This is a genomic window from Thalassoroseus pseudoceratinae (assembly GCF_011634775.1).
Classification (GTDB): Bacteria; Planctomycetota; Planctomycetia; order Planctomycetales; family Planctomycetaceae; genus Thalassoroseus; species Thalassoroseus pseudoceratinae.
This window is the reverse complement of sequence record NZ_JAALXT010000005.1, coordinates 348,289-366,326: the sequence shown is the minus strand read 5'-3', so window position 1 is coordinate 366,326 and position 18,038 is coordinate 348,289. Positions and strand designations below refer to the sequence as shown.

Sequence of the window (18,038 nt, the reverse complement as noted above, 5' to 3'; positions counted from 1 at the left end):
CACGAAGTTCTACGGTTTCTCGGTGGAAAGTTCACTCGCGGATGGGGTGGCCCATTCGGGAAGTGAGTCACTTTTCACATTGAATTGCGGCCCGATGATCCAGAACATGAACGCGGTGATGACGACTACACCCACGAGGTTGAGCAAGATTCCGTAGCGGGCCATCTGTCGCATTGAGATGCGTCCCGAGCTGAAGACGATCGCGTTGGGTGGTGTCGCGATCGGTAGCATGAACGCACAACTCGCCGAGATCGTGGCCGGAATCATGATCAGTAGCGGATCGATGTTGATTGCCACTGCCGTCGCTGCCAACACGGGCATCAAGGTTGCGACGGTGGCGGTGTTCGAGGTCAATTCTGTGAGGAACGTCAGCAGCAAGCAAGTGCCGCCCACGATCAGCCAAGCGGACTGGCCAGCGAGTTGGCTCGCGAAGATTCGGCCGATGTCTTCGGACAACCCGGTCGATTGAAACGCCCCCGCCAATGCGTAACCGCCGCCGATCAGGATCAAGATTCCCCAGGGCATGTTCTCGACGGTTTCCCAGTCCATCAGATGTTCGGTGCGTCCGTTTTCGTTCCGACGGGCGGGAATCAGGAACATCAACAACGCCATCGCAAGTGCAACGGTGGAGTCGTGAATCTCGGCGGTTTGGAACGTGGTTTCGACCCAGTTCCCCCAGCCCGGCACGAGCGTGGTTCCCGCGAACGACAAATCCGTGCGGAATAACCACAACAATGCCGTAGCCAGGAAGATGAGAAACATCGACTTCTCCGCCCGTGTGGGTGGGCCGAGTTTTCGCAGACGATCGTCGAAATAATTCGCTCCACCTTGATCGGGCATTTGGATCGAGGGCAAGCGAAACGTGAGAATCCCCCAGCAAATTGCCAGCATCACGACACCGACCGGAACGACGGCGATCATCCACTGACCGGCTGCGATGTCTGGAGCCTCGGGGAAGCGGCGTTCAAAGATTTGTGTGAAAGTCAGATTCGTCGGTGTACCCACGAGCGACGTGAATCCACCGATGCTCGCCGAATACGCCACTCCCAACAGCAGCACGACCACGAGCCGATTAATTGCCTGATCCCGCGTTTTCGCTGCGTCTTCATTTTCGGCGGGCAAATCGCCAAGCGAATTCACCAAAGCCAACGCGATCGGCAACATCAGCAGGCTGGATGCGGTATTGCTGATCCACATCGAGAGAAACGCCGTCGCCAACATGAACCCGAGCACAATCCGCGCGGAACTAGTGCCGATTCGCCGGACAATGTGCAACGCCATTCGACGATGAAGCCCCCATCGTTCAATCCCCATCGCGATGATGAACCCGCCGAAGTACAAGAAGATGTTGCGGTCGATGTACGACTTGCTCACCAACGTGGCCGATTGAATTCCCAGCAGCGGAAACATCGCCAACGGCACAAGCGCGGTTGCGGACATCGGCAAGGCTTGCGTCAACCAGAAGACAGCCATCAACACACTGACGGCGGCCAAATTCTGAGCCGGTCGCGAAAGTTCCCAGGTGTCGGCCGGGAGCGACCAAACCAAGCCGAACAACAGGAATCCCAGAATTCGCCCGAACAGGGGCAACCGAGAATCCGTGGATTCATTGATGTCCGACGTAGACGCCATGCTTCTTCTCGTTCGTGGAGCGCAAGGAACGGCCTGATTTTGAAATCAGTATTCGGTCGACAGAGTGCAGAAATCGCGAGAAGGAAACACATCGGCTGGTCGCCGAGTGTCTCCGGTTTAGGGATGGGTTTGACGTTACTCTTGGCCAGGGTGCACGAATTGATGGCCGTCCGGCCGAACCGTGAGCACCGGACAACTTGCTTTTCGTACGACACGTTCGGCCACGTTCCCCATCAGGAGATGAGCCGTCAAGCCGCGTCCGTGCGTGCCGATCACAATGAGGTCGATATCGTGATCCCGGGCGTCTCGCAGGAGTTGCACATACGGACTGCCATGATGGAATCGACGAACGATCGTCAAATTTTCCGCTCCGTCAGGCAACGGCCAATTGTCGAGCATGGCCTGTGCCTTGGCTTCATACTCTTCTTTTGTGGGAGCCCCGTAGGTTTCCAACAGCGGAATCGTGGTGTGCAATTCCTCGATCACATGCACGAGATGCACTTCCGCCGAGAACTTCTCTGCCAACGCAATCGCGTAGTTTGCGGCGGCGAGCGAGGTGTCACTGAAATCTGTGGGTAGCAAAATTCGTTTGAGGTCAATCATGGTTTATTTCTGTCCGTCCGTTGGAACTCTCAATACCGACCATAAATTAAGAAGTAGCCCGATTGCACCGTTGTGTCTTCCACTCCGGTGATGATTTGCATTGTATCGTCATCTGGAGGACCTGCGAGAACCGCTAAATAAGTCTTGGGAGGCAAAACGTCGTCGGCATCCGCGAGCGTTTGAAATCCGCGGATCAGGGTTTCGACTTGGCTGGCCTGCGAGTTGACGAGCACTTCGGCATTATGTTGATAGTGACCATAATGCCATTCGCGTCGACCTCCCGAGACAACCGCCCCTTCGGGAATCTCGAGCGGTTCCTCTTTGAGTCGGTTGGCCAACTCACGGCGTTGTTCCTGTTCAGCGACGCCGGCGAATTCGCTGCCACCGGGTTGGAGATCGCTCGCCATAAACATCTTGCCGGTTTCGTCGGCGATGATGAGTTGTTCGATCTCCCATTCGAATCCGTTGTCTACGCGGAGTCGGCCATCGGAATTCGGTTCGATCACCAATCGCCCTCGTTGGGGCATCGGTGTGAGTGTATAGAACTGAGTTCGCGTGTGAGCCCGGAAGAATCCGTCGGTGACGACTTGCTCGCCAGACCAAATCACTCGGCCTGCGTTCATCGAATCGTGTGATGGCCAAACGGAGGCAATTTCCGTTTCCGGGCTGAAACGCAATCCACTGGACGGCACCATCCCTGCGAACAAGGCGACCCGACTGGAAATCACCGATTGATTGGTCCGTTGGTCGACCATAATCAGGCTTCGCACGCGGCTATCCACATCGAATCCGTGGGAAACCAGCGAATACGCGAACAGCGTGAGACTGGTGGCAAACGCCAATCCCGGAATGGTCAGCAGTAGCATGTAAATCTGCCGACGACTGCGAAAGAAAAAGTAGTTCAGGGGACCGATGACGATGGTGAATAGCGTCATCAAAATCAGAAAGGCATAAACCGGAACCGACGACACGCCGGGAATCAGGAATTCGAGAAAGTTCGTGGTTTCGCGTCGCGGAGTGACGCCCCGACGGTTCGGCCATGTGAATTGTTGGGCTTCGGGTGTGGATGCCATCCAAGCCCAATCCGACGGTGTGCCCGGAAACGGATTGCCGGCAAACGCAAAGATATGCCCGAGCAACATCGGTCGATGGGAAAACGGATTCTCGTTGAGATCCCATTTCGATCCTTTGGTGAATTCCAGGGCCTCTTGGAACGAGTCGGGATCGTGGGAGTGCATTGTGGTTTCGTCAACGACCAGCACATCTTTCCAAGTGGCTGTCGACGGCCGTTTCCATTCGTCGGCAGTGTCGGCAGGTAATTCGAGTCGTTTCGAGAGTTCCTCAGAGGTGGCGGGATCGGATTGAATGTTGAAGACGATCAGTTGGCCACCGGTTCGAACCCACTGCAAGATCGCTGCTCGTTCCTCGCTACCCAACCCGGACAGCTCCCGCAACGGAATCGCAACATAGTCCAAACCACTGTAAGCGAGCCAATTCGTCGGCAGCAAAACGGGGGGAAGGCTGACGAAGTCATCGGGGGAGTTGAAATAACTCGTCGTGTTCAGAGCCGCGGTGAACTTGGTAAATTCTTGCCCGTTGATGTTGTTCCGAGAGATGATCAATAGCGATGGTTGCGGCATCTCGTACGGGACATCGGGGAGGTTAATTCGCGTTTCGAGTAGTTCGATCCGGTCGCCATCGAGCGTCACCTCAAGCCGCCCTGTCGAACCGTATCCGAGAAGTGGAATCAACAGTGTGACATCCTCACTGGCATTGGCGGCCAATTCAAACGGCGGTTCTTCGACAACTGGGAGTTCACCGGCGTTGTCTGGGATGAACTTGATGCCGATTTGCACGGTTTCGGCGGTGTTCGTCAGTCGCATGCGGACCGGGTAATACCCTCCATGCCGCGTTCCCGCCCATCGGCTGTCGTAAATGATCTGAATGCCGTGCGTCGGGGATTTCCGCTCGGTCGATTGCCCCGCCGCATGCCCGATTCGGACAAACCCCGGAACAGCGAGCCCAGCCCAAAGCAAACCGGCAACGAATGGTATTCGCAGGACGGTGCGGGCCGTATGATTAAATCGAGCAGAATGCGCAGCCATACCGACGGGCTCCGAATGCAACGAAGGACGTGAGACGCATCATTGTAGTCGAGTTGGGGCGGGCATGTCACGTCGGCACTGCGAACGGTCGATTTTCCAGTGCCCAACCACAAAAAAACGGGCCGCCCGTTTCCGAGCGACCCGTGTTTCGTGGTCGAGATCAATCCGTCAGTTCAGTTAGCGACCATCTCGTTGCCAATCCCGGAACGTCTCGATAGGAGCGTTCGGCAGTGGTCCGCGATTGTAGCTCTCGAAGATATCGAGGATTCGCTGACGGTTATCCGTTGGGAGTTCATCCCATTCGAATGGCAGTTCGTTGGTTGTCGAAGCACCACCGGATTCGAGTGAGACAGCGTCGTCGAAGCCTAGGTTACCTGTGGTGAACTGGTTGGTTTCGACTCCGATGTTCGGACCGGTTTGAGCACCACTAACTCGGAAGCTCGAAGGACCGGACCCGAATGCCTGAGTGATGATGAACAAGTTGCCGTCCCGAGGAGCAACAGCCGAACCTGCAACTTGCAAGGTGTTCTGTGCTGTCGTTCCGGTTGGCAGTTGTTCGCCAGAGCTGGCCACAGCCGTTTCCCCAGCTCGGACACCGATCCCGATGTTGTCGACGACGTTCGTGCCGTCCACGTGGAAGCGGTTCGGGTTAGCCAAGTCTGCTGGCGTTGGGTTGGCGGGGACTTGCCCGTTGTTCAACAGCCAGTTGTTGACCAGTGTCGGAGCTGCGTTGATGGCAGCGGTCGGTTGCAAGGTGTCGTCGAAGGCGTTGTCGGTGCCGTCACCGTTGTAGTCGATTTCATCCAAGAATCGCACAACCAGGTTCTGACCACCCAACGTTCCGGTGCCTGCAAGACCTGCAACTTGAGCAGCCGTCAATGGGTTGCCGGTGGCGGGGTCAATGTAGACCACGTCGAACACATCAGGTCGCGACAGTTGGATTTGGAAGGCACCAGTTTGCGGTGTTCCGAATGCCGGAGCCACGGTGAAGCGGCTGCCGCGTTGTGGTCCTGGTGTGTTTGGATCGATGTCGGTCAGGTTTCCTTTGTCGACGATGGTCGAGGATGCGTAGCCTGCAGCCGTCGCACTCGACAACTGGTTCACACCGAATTCGACCAACAGTCCGTCGTAGATACCACCGGTTCGGTCGTCGATCGGGGTGTTGGCACCCGGATCAAGCTCGTCGAGCACGTCGAACTGAGTGGTGCTTGGGTTGGTGTCGTTCGGATCGAAGTCGAACACGGCACCACGGTGCACACCGACCACGCGACCGAGAATAGGTTGGAACAGACTTCCGGAGTTCGCCGCACCTGCGAGACGTTGAGCGTTCTCACGCGATCCGCCGGCACCGTAGAAGGCTCCGAAGTTGGTCACGTCCAAGGCATCCCCGCGGTTGTTCTCGAAGAGCAAGTCGAAGCGAGCGATAACCGGGTTGGCCCCACCGGAAGGCGTCGAGGTGAACGATTCGATGTAGACATCCGAACCGAAGTTGCCTTCGAAACCCGTGTAAGGGTCAAAGTTACCGGACTCATCTAGACCGTTGTTGGTCACTTTGCCGATCACACCGCCGGGTTGCAAGATGTTGAAGAATCCGAGGGTTTGATACTCTTCCGTGGTGAGTGCCAAGATTTCGTCCGCGTTGCGGAAGCCGGTTTCACCGTAGAGACTCACATCGGCGTTCGCAAAGCCTGCTGGTGCACTCGCGAAGTCGCGGAACGCCAGGATTTGAACCGGGTTGGTGTTGGGCACCGTCTCAGCTAACAAGGAGACAGCTCCTTGATCCTGCGTACCAACACGAATCACAAGACCAGAACCGGTGATGGTGTCGATGTTTTGCTCAGACTCGGAATCGGTCCCGAGTTGTTGACCGTTCTTGATGACCAAGTTGCCATCGACTTCCAAGGCCAACCGAGCGACGGAATCGATTTCCCCGTCGTTGTTGAGACCACGGGTTGGGTCTTCCGTATCGTTCAACAATGGTTCGCCACCAGGAATCGGAGTGTTCCCCGCTTGACCTTGGGTGAGCGACGCCGTGTTGACCACGTAAATCCCTTCTTTGGCGTTCGAGGCAATCTTGTTCCCCACCAAGCTGATGGTCGTATCAGTCGGACTGAATTGGTTGGAAGTCCCTGCGACCGTCGAGTTTGGCGGATTAACACTGGTGTTCGCACCGGTTTCCGGCAAGAAGTCGTTGACGTTCTCCGGGGTTCGTCCACCACCTTGGTTCAAGATGTCCACGCCGCGTCCACCGTTGGTTTCGATCGTGTTGTCTCGAGCAACCACGTTGACCGGGAAGTGACCGGCGTGAAGTGGAGCGTCGTGCAACTCGGAAGGATTGTTCGCGTGGCGAATTTCCAAGCCGTCGTTGCGGTTTTCTCGGACTGAGTTGCGATAGATTTCCACGAACAGTGGTGTCGTGGTTTGCAGTGGTGTGTAGACACCGAAGAATGTCGGGCTGACCATGTCTTCCGGTTCATACGCGGCTTGGTTGTAGATGTAACCGTTGTTGCCACGCATGACGGCGTTGATGTCGATCCCGTTCCCGTTGTCTTCCCCAACAATTCGGCCTCGCACGGTGTCGAAGACTTCGACCCCAGTGTCTGAGAGCACCAAGAGGGCTTGTTCAGACGAGAGCGATGCTCCAGCGTTGGTTCCGTTGTTCTTGATTTCGTTGCTGTCGATCAGGATGCGACCGCCAGCGTTGATTTCGATCCCGTCCAGGCCGTTGTCGGCGATCAGGTTGCCGAGGATGTTCAAGCGGCCGGCATCTTCGTCTGGATCGATCACGTTGAAGATGTTCGTGACTGTCGCATCCAATCGGATACCACCACCACCGGTGAGGTAGTCCCCGGTGACACCGCCAACACCGTTACCGATGATGCGGTTGGCCATCCAGGTTCCACCGATCTCCCGCAGGTCGGCTTCAGCACCGATACGTTCGCTGGTGTAAATCCCGGTGAGACCGTTTTGGTTGATCAAGTTGCGACGGATGTCGGCTTTGATCCGGGCATCCGCTTGCACGTACATGCTGATCCCGTAACGGTTGTTCGTGTAGATGTCGTTGTCCAAGATTTCGAAGTCGAGACGATCTTCGCCACCTTCGCTGGCACGAATGCCAATCCCGTTGCCGTAGATGCTTGCCGTTCCGGTGATGGTGTTGGTTTCCGTCACTGGGTTGAAGCCGGTTGGCGTTGCGATCGTGGCACCGAAACCGTTGTTGATGATGCTGTTGGCGTAGATCGTTGCCGGGCTGGTGATGCTGTCGTAACGACCGCTTCGTGTCAGCGTGGCGTTGTCCAAGCGGCGGAAGTGAATCCCGTCCCCACCGGAGAAGCGATCATCCACCAAGGTGCTGTTGAAACGTCCGTTGCGGGAGATCAGGTTGTTCGCGATGAACACGTCCTGCAAGTTGGTTTCTTCTTCCCAGTGGATGAAGATCCCGTGTCGGTCGTTCCCCCACTCGGTGTCGGTATCGCTACCAATAATGTTGTTGGTGATGAACAGCTCGGTGAACTCAGCCGTCGCGTTTTCGAGGTTGGTAGACCCTTCCAACTGGAACGCCAACGCGTCCCCGGCGACTCGCGTATCTTCGGTGTTGTCATCGAGCGTGTTCTGCACGATGTTCCCGTCAACAGTGACGGCGGCTTTCGCGTCGTTGCGAAGAATGACGTTCAAACCCGCTCCACCGTTGGTTTCGAAGTCGTTGTTGACGACTGTTAGCGACAGTGGTCCGTTGGCGTTGGTGTTGTTCGCGATTCGCACACCACCTTCGCGGTTGCCTCGGAAAATGTTGTTGGAGATCAAGCCGACACCGACGGCGTCAACCAAGTCCACACCCAAGCGGGCATCGGGATCGATGTTGCGGTTGATGTTGAAGGTGTCAATTTCGTTCCCGACAATCGCACGCCCTGCCGTCAGTGCATTGCCTTGGAAGAAGAAGCCGGACACCTCGTTGCAATCTGCCAATCGAACGATGTCGCCTCCGCCTGCGTGTGAGAGCACTGGACGCTCACCAGAGACAAGACCGGGCAGACTGAAGCTACCACGTGTGGTCAGCACATTGTGTGGCAGCGATGCACCGAGCAATCGTTGGAAGTCGTAGAGTTCCAGCGTTTGCGACAACGCGAGGTTGATGCCGGTGTTCAAGTCATGCGGGATGATACGGATGATACTGATATCCGAATTGTTGTCCGCATGCAGCGAGTTGACATCGCGGTATGGGTTCTCGAACGAACCGTCACCCGATTGGGTATTGTTGGGGTCGACATGCAAAACCTGAATCGCTCGGTTGGTTTTGGAGTCGACGGCCAAGCTGAAGTTGTCTTCGCGTTCGATGTGAACCGGGATACGCTGTGTTCGTTCCACCGGTTCGGCCAGCCGTTGAATCATCGTCTTCGGCGAGAACAAGCGTTTTGGCCGCTTCATCGGGAAGGTGAAGACCAAATTCGTGAAGAAGTTGCTTCCGAATTTCTCGTCGTAGGTGAAGGTGGTTCCGACATTGAAGTTTTCGGTCACCACGGTGTTCGACCGGAGAGACACCCCTGTCGTGTCGCCACCTTCGTCTGATGTGAGGTGGTATCCGCCAAGGTAGCCGTACACCCCATAACGACCGAGCCCTGGCATCAAGCCCCCGATTTCCACATCACCACCGCTGTAGGCGTTCTCGGCGATGAGGAAGTCGTTGAACAGCAGCGATCGGCCGCGGTACAAGATGTCGAGCCCTTGGCTGAGGACATCTCGATCTTCGCTAATGACCACGTAACCGTTGGCGCGGACGTCGAAATACTGCCCCATGGTCTCCAGGCTGACACCGACCCGCTCGTAGGTTTGATTCCCCGAGTCGTCAATGTCGTACCAACCGGAGATCCCATAGATCCGTTGGGCCTCGCGGACAAAGTGCCGGTAGCCCCCGCCGAAGTTCCCGGCGAAGTCGCCATCGGCGTCCACCGAGCCCCCAAGCGACCCGAAGAACATGTTCGTTCCCGGTTGCAGGTGCAGTGGCAGGAAGACTCGACCGTTTTGGTACGAATCCTCAAATCCGTAGTTCTGACCGATTCGTGTATCGGTAATGATGAAGGCACCGAATGGTGTTTGGCGTCCGAGATTCAGCATACTCGGAAAACTTCCAGACGATTCGACGAACTCCGGGGCTGGCCCGTATCCGGACAAATCCGGAGCCGGCGCGGGCGCCGGTGTTTCTTGACCAAACCCCCGTACTGCCTGTCCCAACACCAGGATGCAGAATAGGAGGAGTTTCCGTTGGCAGAGTGTTTTCATCAGATTTTCCGATCGCGAGACGCAGAAACGCCCACCGCTTCGATTTACGGCTTCATCTCTTTATTCGGATCGGGCAGCCTGTTCGGTTGAGTTAAAGTTTGCGGGTTGGGAGATTAATTTGGGTCGTAATGGTTCTGCCTGTTGTCTGGATTGTGCGGGTCGCCTTGCACGGACGGCAACCGTGTGCCCTTGCGAAGTTCCTTTCCGCTTGTGATTCTAGAACGCACACGATCGACTAGATTCGCGATCGATGCGGAAAGCTTGCGAAAAACAACACTTCCGCAAGACGGAACCCCCAACGGTTCAACGTCAGTCGCATACTGCCGAATGACATCTCTTAGCTCGAAACAGAAATCCCATGAAGATCCTGCTCACGGCCTCGGAAGCGGTTCCCTTCTCGAAAACCGGCGGTTTGGCCGACGTGACCTCCGCTCTGGCACACGCAATGTCTGCCAATGGTCATGATGTTTTACTTGTTTTGCCCGACTACCCCAGTCTCCGCAGTGACGACGGCTGGAAGGGCTACACGCTCACGCCGCTGACCGAAACAGTGCGTGTTCCCATCGGCAAACGCGACGTGACCGCCAAATTGCTAGAAGTCCGCCGAGAGAACTCCAATGTGCGGATCATTCTTGTCAGTTGCCCGTTGTATTTTGACCGTCCCGGTCTATACGGCGTCGACAACCTCGATTTCGGCGACAATTGCGAACGATTCAGCTTCTTCAGCCATGCCGTTCTGAGCGTCTGCCAACAGTTGGATTTCCATGCCGACATCGTTCACGCCAACGATTGGCAAACCGGCCTCGTCCCCGCATTGCTCGACGTAAAGTTCCGTTCGGTCCCGCAACTGGCGTCGGCGGCTTCCATTCTGACCATTCACAACCTCGCATTTCAGGGGGTATTCCCGGAGCATGCGTTGATGTTGACTGGTCTTGGCTCCCAGTACTTCACCATGCAGCACATGGAGTATTACGGGCAGATCAACTTGTTGAAAACCGGTGTGACGTTCGCTCGCAAGATCACTACGGTCAGCCCGACCTATGCGGAAGAGATCCAGACAGCCGAATTCGGATGCGGATTGGAAGCGGTGCTGAGTTCGCGGAAAGACGACCTCGTTGGCATCACAAACGGGATCGACCCCGACGAATGGAATCCCGCCACCGATCCGTTGTTGCCAAGCCACTTCAATGTCGAAAACTGGAGCCAATCCAGCGGAAAACCGGCGGTGAAGCAGCACCTCCAAAGCGAATTTGGTCTGCCGGAACGGCCCGATGTGCCACTGTTCGGCATTGTGAGCCGTCTAACCGAGCAAAAAGGCATCGATTTGCTTCTCGAAATCGGTGAGGAATTCTTCTCCCGCGATGTGCAACTGGTCTTGCTGGGAACCGGCAACCAGGAATTTGAATCGCAACTGGAGGAGTTGGGACGCAAATACCCGGAGAAATGTGCGATCAAAATCGGATTCTCCGAACCGAAAGCTCACCTCATCGAAGCCGGTGCGGATGCGTTTCTCATGCCCAGCCAGTTTGAACCGTGCGGGCTCAATCAGATGTATAGTCAGCGGTACGGCACGGTTCCGATCGTGCGATTGGTCGGTGGTCTCGCGGATACCGTGGTGGATGCCGATTCCAAAGCCGTGAATGAAGGTGTCGCCACCGGGTTTGGTTTTCGGAATCACACGTCACAGAACCTGCTCGATACCATCGACCGGGCGTGTTCGGCGTATCGCACACCAACCCTGTGGAAACAACTTGTCGAGACTGGAATGCGAAAAGACTTCTCCTGGGCGACGAAAGCCGACGACTACCTGACCGTCTACGAACAAGCCCGCACATGACCGGGACGTGACTCACGAGTTCAAGAACTGCAGCACGTAAACGAGGGCCACAATCCCGCCCGCGATCACCAACAATGCTGGCAGAAGCTTGAGTGCGTCGATCTTGACGACCCATTCTTCGTGCACATCGGCATCGCTGTCTTGCGGGTCGCCTGTGCCGGGGGGCAGTTTCGAACGCTGTGACGGCGGCGGGGCATCTCGTCGACCACCTTTGAACTGTCGTTGCTCGTAGACTTGGTTTGGGTTGACGTCGTCGTCCTCCAAGGCCGCTAACACCCCACCAGCGACGGCGTCGTTCGTGAGCATCGAGTGATCGAGATCCCGCAATAGTTCCTTCGGCGTTTGGTGTCGTGATTCCGGTGACTTGGCCATCATCCGTTCGAGCACGGCCGCCACACCCTCGGGAATTTTGGCATTCATCTCACGCGGATCGGGACGTGGATCGTGCCCGTGGGCATACAACTTGTTCATCAAGTCGCCGTCCGGGAACGGGACGCTTCCGGTCAGCATGAAATACCATGTGCAACCGAGAGAGTACAAATCACTTCGCACATCCGCCAATTTGCTGTCGCGAGCTTGTTCCGGCGGCATGTAGTCTACCGTTCCGACCGTGTGCCCGGCCCGTGTGATTCCGGCATCCGAGGCGGCTTCTATTGACCGTGCCAACCCCAAGTCGGTCAGCTTGACAGTCCCGTTGGAGCGAATCAACAAGTTCGCTGGCTTGATGTCGCGGTGGACAATCCCCCGTTCCGCAGCATGATCCAGGGCGGACGTCACTTGCCGAATAATGTTAATGGTCCGCTTGACCGGCAACGGCCCGTGCTTGCTGACCAGCTCGAAAACATCGGTTCCGTCGACGTATTCCAAAGCAATATAGAGATAGCCGTCGGCATCACCGGCTTCGTATACGGCCACGATATTGTCATGAGACAAGTTCGCCGCAGCTTTCGCTTCCGCTTTGAACCGTGCCACCAACGTGGGGTTGCGGGCTTTATCACGTGGAAGCACCTTGAGTGCGATCTTCCGACCCAAGTCCGTATCTTCCGCGAGATACACAGCTCCCATCCCACCGGAGCCGAGTTTCTTGATCAAGCGGTACTTTCCGATGTATGCACCGGCCGAATCCCGCTGGATGGCATCTCCACGAGCCGCACCGTTCCCGCCGCTTGTCGGTTTTGCTTTTCCGGCAGGTGTCGGTTTACGGGAATCACGTTTTGGTGGCATTCACCAGTCCACAACTCAAAGGATGTAAGGAACGGCCCAGTTTCTCTACATCCCAGTATATCTTCCCAAACGATAGCTTGGCAAAGCGCGAATTGTTAACAACACCAGAAGATCGCATTCCCGGCGATCGAGAGACGTCAGGAATGCGAATTTCTGAGAAGATGACCAATAATTGGACCTCGAATGCGACCTAATTCGACTCGATGACCTCCAAACGAACATCTTGAAGCCGCTTCGCCTGATCGGCGTCGACGAAATCGCTGTGACAGGCAGCTTTACCGTCATCCGTCGCAGGACTCACAGAACCAGCGGTCTTACTAGCGAGTTTATGGATTTCCTCCGGCGAGAGTACGCCCCGTTTCTCGAGGATTTCCTTTTGTTCAGCCGTCAATGCTTGCGAGACTTTCGCCCGATCCCATTGGTAGGATTCGGACTTCCCACTAGCAAATTCTTGGATTTCTTTGCTGATCCGCACGCTGCACCAATCGTGACCGCACATCGCACAGAAGTCGGTATCGACGTCCAAATCCTCATCGTGATACGCGCGGGCGGTATCGGGATCGAACGACAACTCGAAATGCCGTTCCCAGTTCAACGCGGCTCGTGCCTTGGTCAATTCGTCATCCCGATCGCGTGTACCGGGAATCCCCAATGCCACGTCTGCGGAGTGGGCAGCGATTTTGTACGCGATGCAGCCCTGTTTGACGTCATCTTTCTTCGGCAAACCAAGATGCTCTTTCGGCGTGACGTAGCACAGCATGCTTGCTCCGTGGTACGCCGCGTTCGTGGCTCCGATGCAACTCGTGATGTGATCGTAACCGGGGAAGATATCCGTGACCAACGGTCCGAGCACATAGAACGGTGCCCCGTGACACAAAGTCCGTTCCAGCTTCATGTTGTATTCAATTTGATCGAGCGGCACATGCCCCGGCCCTTCGATCATCACTTGAACGCCCTGACGCCAAGCCCGTTCGGTGAGTTCCCCGAGCGTTTGCAACTCGGCCAACTGAGCTTCGTCGGTGGCATCGGCCAGACCGCCGGGGCGAAGTCCGTCGCCAATCGAGAATGTCACATCGTACCGCCGCATCACCTCGCAGATGTCTTCCCAGTAAGTGTACATGGGGTTCTGCTTGTCGTGATGGATCATCCATTTTGCTAGCAGCGAACCGCCGCGGGAGACGATGCCGATCAACCGATCCTTCACGAATGGCAGATGGGCTTGCAAGATGCCAGCGTGGATCGTGAAGTAATCGACCCCCTGTTTCGCCTGGTGTTCCAGCGTTTCCAAGATCATTTCGCGATCGAGATCTTCGATTCTTCGACCAATGATCATCGAATAAATCGGAACGGTGCCGATCGGGACATGGCTGTTCTGAATGATTGCTTCCCGGCAGGCGTCGAGATCGCCACCGGTGGAAAGATCCATGACCGTGTCCGCACCCCAGCGTTCGGCCCACTTCAGTTTTTCAACTTCTTCGTCGGTCCCGGAGGAAACCGGCGAAGCACCCATGTTCGCATTGACCTTGGTCTTTGAAGCCCGACCAATCGCCATCGGATCGAGTTCGTAGCCCAAGTGAACCAGGTTTGCCGGAATGACCATTCGCCCGGCGGCGACTTCATCGCGAATTTGAGCAGCCGTCAAATGCGGTTCGCGTTCGGCCACCCGTTCCATTTGTTTCGTGACGATGCCCAACCGAGCGTACTCAAGTTGCGTTGTCGGCTCAAAACCAGCGGGGTAACCGACGACTCGGAGGCTGCCGTCAGCCTGCTCGAATTGGGCGTGAGTCATGTCGGCTTGATGTTCGACTGGCTCCTCGACACCTTGTGTCGTCCACCACCCTTCCGGTAGGAAATCCCAGGCGGTTTTGTCAGACGGCGCGGGCATTCCAGGCGTATCAGGTGAGGAAAATGTGTAGCGACCCGCCACGCCAGGGGCGATATTCGGCGACTTCGCGAAGCTGCCCGGTGTGGTGCCGTCTCCGGTTGTCGCTGGGTTTTGACCAAGTGCGGGCAATGTGTATGAGCGATCGGGACTCGATGCAGTCATCAAAACTTCCTAAGTCAGTGCGAGTCGACCGGCTTACGGATTGTGATCGCTAAACCGGTCGGATCGGATTCCAGTGCAACGTGTATCGTATCCGCACGAAATCAGAATGCAACGAGCTTCGTCATTCCGACAACTCGAAAGTCGCCGATCGCCGGTTCATCACTTGCTGGATAACGCATCGTCGAGTTTTTTCCGTTGAGCATCTGTCAACGCGTCCCGCATGGCGGCATCGCGTTCGGCTTTGAGTTTCTCGATTTGCGCTTCGAGTTCATCAATTTCGGCGTTGTATTGCGCTTGGACCTTGTAGATGGTCTGTTTCTGATCGTACAGAATGCCGAGTTTCCCCCAGCCGTTTGGCAGTCGTCCACGAAAAACGATCTTACCGCTCTTGGTACGTTCCGCACCTGGCGGGAGCGTTTTAGCGTTCGATGACACAACCGGTTTCTTCGTGGTCACTTCCTGTGTCCATGCAATGGAAACCAATCCTGTGGTTCCAACCACCAATCCCAAAACAATGACAAATTGACGCACGATTTTGGCCCTTTCAATTGGACACTCGAAATCCTTCGACCACCGCAGTAGCCGAAACGTCCGTTCATATTGCTGGTTCGGTTGTCAAATGTCCAATGAAAACCGCAAAAAAACATCAGCGTTTGTTTGTGGGAGGGGTTTTCAGTGTGTGCCACGCGGTGAGGGCGTCGCGGACGGCAGCGACATCGTGCACACGGAGGATGTCCGCACCCTGGTCCGCCAACGCGATCGAAACGCCGATCGTTCCGCTAGACCGCTCCTCGACAGGCCGACCAAGAATTGCTTTCAAAAACCGCTTCCGCGAATGCCCGATGAGCACCGGCCGTTGAGTGGACCGCAACGCTGCAATGTTCGACAGCAACTCCAGATTGTGGGTCGCCGTTTTTCCGAAACCGATGCCGGGATCAAGCACGATTCGCTCGCGTGGGATGCCGGCGGATTCGAGGACTTCCATTCGGTGTTCAAGAAATTCCAGCACTTCGCGTAAGACATCCTCGTAGTGAGGTTCGTTCTGCATTGTTTGAGGCGTGCCTTGGATGTGCATGCAAACCACACCGGCATTTTCCTCGGCACAAACGCCGGGCATATCGGGATCGAACGTCAAACCGGAGATATCATTCACGATGGACGCCCCTGCGGCGAGCGTTTGCCGGGCGACTTCGGCTTTGGTGGTGTCGATCGAGATCGGTACATCCGTCCGTGAGGACAACTCCTCAACCACCGGCAACACGCGGCGGAGTTCCTCATCGAATGAAACCGGATCGGCCCCTGGTCGGGTCGATTCTCCGCCGATGTCGAGAATTCCCGCGCCCTGTTCGACCAAACTCAATGCATGTTCGACCGCCCGATCGACATCCAGCCAACTGCCGCCGTCGGAAAAACTATCTGGCGTGACATTGACAATGCCCATCAACGTCGGCAACTCCGTCCAATCGAAGGACTTATCTCCGACTCGCCAGGGGTAACGAGTTTCCGGTTTGAGGGGCGACATGGGCAGTTCCTATTTCTCGTGAGGTTGACCGTCCGCCAGCCAACTTGAACCCTGGCTGACCGATCAATCGTCGACTGCAACCAAGAACAAAACGCATTCTCAGTTGTTGATTCGAAATTTACGACCTGGGAACAATTCTTGCATGGAGTGGAATCAGTTTCCATCTGGGAAATCGAATGAACCCATTGCAAAATCGCTTCGAGGAACTGACTGATGCCGCAATCGCTTGGCCCCATGATCGGAGGACTGTGTCTCCTGCTCGGCGGCACAATTTCAATCTCCGCACACGCGGAAAACTGGTCCCAATGGCGTGGCCCCAACCGCGACGGACATATTCAGACCGATCAAACACTACTGACCGAACTTCCCGAGCAAGGTCTGCAACCGGTGTGGTTCAACACGGAAGACTTCGCCGGCAACGGCGGGTGGTCCAGCCCGGTGGTCGCCGATGGCTTCGTTTATGTTTATTGTCATGCCCGTGAGCGGCGGGAAGGCGTCACGCTGCCACCGCCGAAATATCCCAACCTCAGTGAAGAGGACGAAGCGAAACTCACCAACGCGGAGCGACAACAATACGACGAAAAGCGACGACAAGAAAGCATTGAACGGCAGAAGAAACTTTATCAGGTCATGGACCGGGTCGTCTGCCTCAATGCCGAGACTGGCGAACAGCTCTGGAAGTCGGACCGTCCGAGTGCCCCGACGCGATGGCGTCAATCCAGCACGCCGACGGTGACTAAGAAAGCCGTGGTCTACGTCGGAGCCGATCGACAACTGGTTACCATCGGTCGTGACAGCGGGGAAATCGAATGGGCCACGCCGATTCCGCTTGAGAAAGGGGATCAACGACCAATTTGTTCGTCGCCGTTGGCGGTCGATGGTCTCATTGTTGTGATGGCGGAGCGACTGGTCGCTTTCGATCAAACCAGTGGATCGTTTCGATGGAAGAGTGAATTCTCGAAAGACAATGCCATCCATAGCAGTCCGGTCGCATGGCAAAACGCGAACGGTTCGAGGGTTCTCGTGAATGTCCCCAGTTTGGGCGTCGTTTGTGTCGATGCTCAAACCGGGAACGAACAATGGCGGATCGACAGTGGCGGCGGACAATCAACGCCGATCATCGCGGGCGACAAACTCGTGACCTATGCGACCAGTCGTAAAGGCGGTTTGCGATGCTATCGATTGTCCGAAGACGGCCCGGAACTCGAATGGATGTATCGACGCATCTCCGATCAAGGCTCAAGCCCGGTGGTTGTCGGCAACCGAGTCTATGCCCAGGGTGGAGCTGATTTCGTTTGCGTGAATTTGGAAGACGGCGAACTGATTTGGCAAGGTCCGATTGATCAAGATCGCCCGCGGTTCACGTCCCCGATCGCCGTCGGTGACTCTGTTTTCTACACGTTCGGCGGGGTGATGTGTGTGTCAAATTTGGCGGATGAGTTCGCTCCACTTTACGATGCCCGCATCAGCGAAGACGGCACGCTGACTCCGGTCGAAGCCATTCGCGAGAAACTGGGTATCGCGGAACTGGAAAAAACAGCCGACGGGCAACTCGAAGCTCTTAAACTCTGGAAAACCCAGGTGACTCGCTTCCGACCTCGCGATTGCGTTTCCCCCGCCTTCGTCGATGGTCGACTGTATTTGCGGACCAATCAAGGAGTTGTTTGCTACTCGTTCGTGAAGTCGTAGAAGATGACGACAGTCCACCGAAGTCCGCTTCGGCAGGCGTTCCCTTGACGCCACGCTCACAATCTCTGAGAACAGAACCTGCGTTCTGAGGCGATTTTCCGG

Annotated in this window: 10 protein-coding genes; 2 read left to right on the top strand and 8 right to left on the bottom strand. The window is 56.1% G+C overall.

Annotation, left to right across the window (positions count from 1 at the left end):
• Positions 1–9: 9 nt before the first annotated feature.
• From G6R38_RS19170 to G6R38_RS19155, 4 genes are all read right to left on the bottom strand, one after another.
• A complete protein-coding gene (locus G6R38_RS19170) occupies positions 10–1,632 on the bottom strand; it encodes an SLC13 family permease (RefSeq protein ID WP_166830032.1) in 1,623 nt (540 codons plus the stop codon).
• A 135-nt stretch (positions 1,633–1,767) separates the two neighbouring features.
• Complete coding sequence (locus tag G6R38_RS19165; RefSeq protein WP_166830030.1) at positions 1,768–2,235, bottom strand: universal stress protein; 468 nt, start codon at positions 2,233–2,235, stop codon at positions 1,768–1,770.
• Between the two features lie 29 nt (positions 2,236–2,264).
• Positions 2,265–4,340 (bottom strand): hypothetical protein, encoded by a 2,076-nt coding sequence (locus G6R38_RS19160; RefSeq protein ID WP_166830028.1) that lies wholly within the window; start codon positions 4,338–4,340, stop codon positions 2,265–2,267.
• 177 nt (positions 4,341–4,517) lie between these two features.
• Positions 4,518–9,617: an inverse autotransporter beta domain-containing protein gene (locus G6R38_RS19155; protein ID WP_166830026.1), complete on the bottom strand. Its 5,100-nt coding sequence runs from the start codon at positions 9,615–9,617 to the stop codon at positions 4,518–4,520.
• A 358-nt stretch (positions 9,618–9,975) separates the two neighbouring features.
• On the opposite strand from G6R38_RS19155, the gene glgA reads away from it, so the two are divergent.
• Positions 9,976–11,454: a glycogen synthase GlgA gene (gene glgA, locus G6R38_RS19150; protein WP_166830023.1), complete on the top strand. Its 1,479-nt coding sequence runs from the start codon at positions 9,976–9,978 to the stop codon at positions 11,452–11,454.
• Positions 11,455–11,466: 12 nt separating this feature from the next.
• On the opposite strand, the gene G6R38_RS19145 is transcribed toward glgA, so the two are convergent.
• The 4 genes from G6R38_RS19145 to folP all read right to left on the bottom strand — a co-directional run bounded on the left by G6R38_RS19145 (position 11,467) and on the right by folP (position 16,247).
• Positions 11,467–12,678, bottom strand: a complete 1,212-nt coding sequence (locus G6R38_RS19145) for a serine/threonine-protein kinase (protein ID WP_166830020.1) — start codon at positions 12,676–12,678, stop codon at positions 11,467–11,469.
• A gap of 190 nt (positions 12,679–12,868) precedes the next feature.
• A complete protein-coding gene (gene thiC, locus G6R38_RS19140; RefSeq protein WP_206028640.1) occupies positions 12,869–14,725 on the bottom strand; it encodes a phosphomethylpyrimidine synthase ThiC in 1,857 nt (618 codons plus the stop codon).
• A 159-nt stretch (positions 14,726–14,884) separates the two neighbouring features.
• Positions 14,885–15,256: a hypothetical protein gene (locus G6R38_RS19135; protein WP_166830017.1), complete on the bottom strand. Its 372-nt coding sequence runs from the start codon at positions 15,254–15,256 to the stop codon at positions 14,885–14,887.
• Positions 15,257–15,371: 115 nt separating this feature from the next.
• On the bottom strand, positions 15,372–16,247 hold the full coding sequence (gene folP / locus G6R38_RS19130; protein ID WP_240928286.1) for a dihydropteroate synthase: 876 nt from the start codon (positions 16,245–16,247) through the stop codon (positions 15,372–15,374).
• A gap of 213 nt (positions 16,248–16,460) precedes the next feature.
• On the opposite strand from folP, the gene G6R38_RS19125 reads away from it, so the two are divergent.
• Positions 16,461–17,936, top strand: a complete 1,476-nt coding sequence (locus G6R38_RS19125; protein WP_166830012.1) for a PQQ-binding-like beta-propeller repeat protein — start codon at positions 16,461–16,463, stop codon at positions 17,934–17,936.
• Positions 17,937–18,038 lie beyond the last annotated feature (102 nt).